The sequence below is a fragment of the Streptomyces sp. NTH33 genome (genome assembly GCF_003236365.1).
GTDB lineage: Bacteria > Actinomycetota > Actinomycetes > Streptomycetales > Streptomycetaceae > Streptomyces.
Window position 1 is genome coordinate 1 of record NZ_POTZ01000505.1, and the last position, 4,812, is coordinate 4,812.

The following is a 4,812-nucleotide window of genomic DNA, read 5'->3' on the forward strand; positions in this document are numbered from 1 at the left end:
GGGGAAGGACGGAGGCCGCCGGTGCGACGGGGGCGGGCGGACGCTGGACCGTGACACAGCCGGAAAGGGCCGCAACGGCCACGGTGACCAGGAGCGTTGCGGTGGTCGACGTACGATGCACCCGCGCCACTGTGCTGGATCCGGACCGCCGACGCGTCGAAAACGGGCAAAGGCGGCCACGGACGGGTGGTCTTGGGCCCCGTAAGGGGTGCGGACGGTGCCCGCGGCTGACGCCGACGGCCGGTCTCAGTCCCCGGTCGCTCCGTCGAGGCGCTCGCGGATCAGGTCGGCGTGGCCGTTGTGCCGGGCGTACTCCTCGATCATGTGGGTGTAGATCCACCGCAGGTTGAACGGCTCGTCGGTGAACCTGCTCCTGCCCTTCGACAACTCGTCCAGGCCGAAGCCGGCGGCGTTGCGGCGGGCGGTGTCGATCTCGGCCTGCCAGGTGGCGTACGCCTCCGTCCAGGTGTCGTCCTCGGTGACGTGGAAGTCGCCGTCCGGGTCCTGCTCGCTGTAGTAGACCGGCCCGGGGTCGTCTCCCACGAGCACCTTGCGGAACCAGCCGCGCTCCACCTCGGCCATGTGCCGCACCAGCCCCATCAGGGACAGCTCGGACGGCTCGGCGGACGCGGTCCGCAACTGCTCGTCGGTCAGGCCCTCGCACTTCCACGCCAGCGTCTGCCGGTGGTAGTCCAGCCAGCCTTCCAGCATGGCGCGTTCACCGGCGTTCTGGGCGGGCTCTCGTCGTTCGGTCGTCATGCCCCCCGATCCTGGCCCACGCCCTGTCCGTCACGCCATGGGTTTTCCGGCGCCGAACATCCCCTCCAGCAGCTCCCGCAGGCCGGCCCGCACCTCGTCCAGTTCCGGCACGCGCGCGTGGAAGGACCCCGCCACGCAGGAGTACATCAGCCCGTCCGCCCAGGCGACCAGGGACAGCACGTGCCGCTCCGGGGCGCTGGAGCCCATCGCGGTGACCAGCGCGCCGAGCTGGTCACGGAAGCGGGCGCCCGCCGCGTCGAAGTAGGTCCGCAGTTCCGGACGGCGGGTGGCCTCCAGGGCCAGTTCGTAGCGGGCGAGGGTCAGGGCGCGGTTGCGGGTCAGCGCGCGGTGCGTGGCCAGCGCCAGCCCCTCCACCAGCGAGTCGAGACCGCCGGTGCGCGGGTCCGGCATCTCGTGCAACGCCAGCACCCGCGCCTCCCGCTCGGCCAGCCGCCGTACCGCCAGCTCCAGCAGGGCCTGGCGGGTGCGGGCGACGTTCGACGTCGAACCCTGCGGCAGCCCGGCCGCCTCGTCGACCGCCCGGTGCGTCAGACCGCGCATCCCGCGCTCGGCGAGCAGGGCGAGGGCGGTGTCGGCGACGAGATCGGCGCGGGGCGCGCTCGCGGGACGGGCGGACATGCGGATCAACCTACCTGGAGACCACCTCCGGACCACGTCCGCGGTACGGCGCACTACATCCGTAGTATGGTCGCTCCGTCGGCCACTACAGGCGTAGTCTGCAGTGCAGGAGGAGAAGCCATGCCCCATCCACCACGCGTCGTCGTCATCGGCGGCGGCATCGCGGGACTCGCCGCGGCCGCGGCCCTGCACCGGGCCGGCCGGCAGGTCACCGTGCTGGAACGGGCCCCCTCCCTGGAACCCGTCGGCGCGGCCATCTCCCTCTCCCCGAACGCCCTGCGCGCCCTGGACGTCCTCGGCATCGGCGACCGGATCCGTGACCTGGCCGCCTGGCAGGGCGACGGCGGGCTGCGCACCCCGTCCGGCCGCTGGATCGCCAGGACGAACGCCGCCGCGGCGGCCGAGCGGTTCGGCGGTCCCCTCGTGCTGCTGCACCGCACCACCCTGATCGACAGCCTGGCCGCCCTCCTCCCGCCCGGCGCCGTCCGGACGAGCGCCGCCGCGAGCCTCGCCGACCCCGGCGACGAACGCCGCCCGGCCCGCGTCACCACCCCCGACGGCGAGCTGGAGGCCGAGATGGTGGTCGCCGCCGACGGCATCCACTCCGGCACCCGCCGAACGCTCTTCCCCGGCCATCCGGGAGCCGTCTACGCGGGATTCACCACCTGGCGTCTGGTGATCCCCGTGCCCGGCGCCGAGTTCGCCTCCCACGAGACCTGGGGCCGGGGACGTCTGTGGGGCACGCATCCGCTCAAGGACGGCCGCGTGTACGCCTACGCCGCCGCCGTGACCCCCGCAGGCCGGCGCGCCGCCGACGACGAGAAGGCCGAACTCCTGCGCCGCTTCGGCGACTGGCACGACCCGATCCCCGCCGTCCTCGCCGCCGCCCGGCCCGAGGACGTGCTGCGCCACGACGTCCACCACATCGCCGAGCCGCTGCCCGCATACCACCGCGGCCGGGTCGCCCTCCTCGGCGACGCCGCGCACGCCATGCCGCCGAACCTCGGGCAGGGCGGCAACCAGGCCCTTGAGGACGCCGTCGTCCTGGCCCTCCCCCACTCCCGCCCGCGCTCCAGCGGGGGGACCCCCGTCGCGGACGACCTCGCCGCCTACACCGCGGCCCGGCTGCCCCGTACGACGGCCATCGCCCGGCAGGCCGTGCGGACCGCGCGGCTCAACCTGATGCGCAACCGTGCCGGGATCGCCGTACGCGACACCGCGATCGCCGCACTGTCCAGGGCCCGCCCGGCGCTGCTGCTGCGCGGCTTCGACGGCATCGCGGACTGGTGGCCGCCGCAGCCGCCGTATCCTGCGGTGCAGGCGGATACGGGCGAGCGGTGAAGGAGCCCAGGTGAAGGTCGGTTGCGTCGGACTCGGCGACATCGCGCGGAAGGCGTATCTGCCGGTGCTCGGCACGCTGCCGGGGATCGACCTGCACCTGCAGACCCGGACGCCCGCGACGCTCCAGCGGGTTGCCGACGGCCTGCACCTGCCCGCCGAGCGGCGCCACGCGGACCTGGACTCGCTCCTCGACCAGGGCCTCGACGCCGCCTTCGTGCACGCCCCCACCGCCGTCCACCCCGAGATCGTCGGGCGGCTGCTGGAGGCGGGCGTGCCGACGTACGTCGACAAACCGCTCGCCTACGAACTCGCCGACTCCGCGCGCCTGGTGGCGCTCGCCGAGGAGCGGAACGTCTCGCTCATGGTCGGGTTCAACCGGCGCCACGCGCCCGGGTACGTGCAGTGCGCCGACCGACCGCGCGAGCTGATCCTGATGCAGAAGAACCGCGTCGGACTGCCCGAGGAACCCCGGACGATGATCCTCGACGACTTCATCCACGTCGTGGACACGCTGCGGTTCCTGGTGCCGGGCTCGGTCGACGACGTGAGCGTACGCGCACGCGTGCGGGACGGTCTGCTGCACCACGTGGTGCTGCAGCTCGCCGGGGACGGGTTCACCGCGCTCGGCGTGATGAACCGGCTCAGCGGCTCGGCGGAGGAGATCCTGGAGGTCTCCGGGCAGGACACCAAGCGGCAGGTGGTCAACCTCGCCGAGATCGTCGACCACAGGGGCCAGCCGACCGTGCGGCGGCGCGGCGACTGGGTGCCGGTCGCCCGGCAGCGCGGCATCGAGCAGGCCGTGCTGTGCTTCCTCGACGCCGTACGCGCCGGGAAGGTGCTCAGCGCACGTGACGCGCTGGAGACCCACGAACTGTGCGAGCGGGTGGTGCGGACGGTGCTGGAGCGCTCCGGCGCGTCCTGAGCGCGCGCACGCCCTCCGCCGCGCCCAGCGCGGCCAGCACCAGCAGCGCGCCGTGCGCCGGCCAGTCGCCGAAGCGGACGTACGGGGTGACGCCGTGCGCGGTCGGCACGTCGTACACGCGCGTGGTGCTCGCGTCCGTGCCGAGCCAGTCGCCGATGCGCTGCCCGTTGGGGCCGTAGGCGGCGGACACCCCGGTCAGCGTGGCGTGGACCATGGGCCGGCCGGTCTCCGCGGCGCGCAGCGCGGCCAGCGACGCGTGCTGCTCGGGGGCCCAGCTCTGCTGGAAGGTCGAGGTCGACGACTGGGCGAGCAGCAGCCCGGCGCCGTCCTGCGCCAGGTGCCGGCTCATGTCCGGGAACGCCGTCTCGAAGCAGACCAACGGGCCGACGCGCAGGCCGTGACCGGCGTTCATCACCACCTGCTCGGTGCCCCGCCTGCGGTCCACGCCCGCCGCCTTGCCCACCGAGGTCGCCCAGCCGAGCACGGAGCGGGCCGGTATGTACTCGCCGAACGGGACGAGCCGCATCTTGTCGTAGCGTTCGCCGGTCGGGCCGCTCGGGCCGACCAGGACCGAACTCTTGTAGATGCCGGGCAGGTCGGAGCGCCGGGCGTCCACGTTGACCAGGACGTCGGCCCCGGTCGCCCGGGACAGGGCCGCGATCCGCCGCGCCAGGTCCGGCCGGTGGCTCAGGTCGAAGCCGACGCTGCTCTCGCCCCAGACGACCAGGTCGGGGTGGAGCCCCACCAGGTGGCGGGTCAGCCGCTCCTCCAGGTCGAAGCGGCGCTGTCCGCTCTCCAGGCCGGCGACGATGCCCGGCTGCACGACGGCGATCCGGGCGTGGCCGTCGACGTCCGGGCGGGGCGCCCACGCCCAGGCCGCCGAGGTCACCGCGGTCGTGGCCACCAGCCCGGCCAGCGCGGCCACCCGGGCCGAGCGGACCGCGATCAGCAGGGCGACCGCCACGTTCACGGCCACCACCAGGAAGCTCAGCAGCCACACCCCGCCCACCGAGGCCAGCCGCAGCGCCGGGGCCACCTGCCACTGGCTGGAGCCGAGCATCCCCCAGGGGCCGCCCAGCGCCTGCCAGGACCGGACGAGTTCGATCGTCAACCAGCCCGACGGCAGCACGACGAGGGCGGCCCCTGGGGGA

The 4,812-nt window shown here is 74.2% G+C and carries 5 protein-coding genes; 2 read left to right on the forward strand and 3 right to left on the reverse strand.

The genetic code is table 11. The features are described 5' to 3' along the window. Window positions 1–246: 246 nt before the first annotated feature. Together C1I97_RS31625 and C1I97_RS31630 are read right to left on the reverse strand one after the other, a co-directional pair. Window positions 247–759, reverse strand: coding sequence for a DinB family protein (locus C1I97_RS31625; protein WP_111006490.1), 513 nt, complete (start codon window positions 757–759; stop codon window positions 247–249). Window positions 760–789: 30 nt separating this feature from the next. Next, the gene (locus tag C1I97_RS31630) at window positions 790–1,398 is read right to left on the reverse strand and encodes a TetR/AcrR family transcriptional regulator (protein WP_111006491.1); all 609 of its coding nucleotides are present in this window, start codon (window positions 1,396–1,398) and stop codon (window positions 790–792) included. Window positions 1,399–1,464: 66 nt separating this feature from the next. Between C1I97_RS31630 and C1I97_RS31635 the strand changes: the two genes are divergently transcribed. Beyond that, the gene (locus tag C1I97_RS31635; RefSeq protein WP_111006492.1) at window positions 1,465–2,739 is read left to right on the forward strand and encodes an FAD-dependent oxidoreductase; all 1,275 of its coding nucleotides are present in this window, start codon (window positions 1,465–1,467) and stop codon (window positions 2,737–2,739) included. Window positions 2,740–2,749: 10 nt separating this feature from the next. Beyond that, window positions 2,750–3,661: a Gfo/Idh/MocA family protein gene (locus tag C1I97_RS31640; RefSeq protein WP_111006493.1), complete on the forward strand. Its 912-nt coding sequence runs from the start codon at window positions 2,750–2,752 to the stop codon at window positions 3,659–3,661. On the opposite strand, the gene lnt is transcribed toward C1I97_RS31640, so the two are convergent. Further along, the coding region (gene lnt / locus C1I97_RS31645; protein WP_111006494.1) for an apolipoprotein N-acyltransferase at window positions 3,579–4,812 on the reverse strand (1,234 nt) is incomplete at its 5' end. The two genes, C1I97_RS31640 and lnt, sit on opposite strands and share 83 nt — an antisense overlap.

Excerpts from the sequence above, each read along its gene's own strand:
- C1I97_RS31625 (WP_111006490.1), bottom strand. The coding sequence starts at position 759 with ATGACGACCGAACGACGAGAGCCCGCCCAGAACGCCGGTGAACGCGCC.
- C1I97_RS31635 (WP_111006492.1), top strand. The coding sequence starts at position 1,465 with ATGGTCGCTCCGTCGGCCACTACAGGCGTAGTCTGCAGTGCAGGAGGA.
- C1I97_RS31630 (WP_111006491.1), bottom strand. The coding sequence starts at position 1,398 with ATGTCCGCCCGTCCCGCGAGCGCGCCCCGCGCCGATCTCGTCGCCGAC.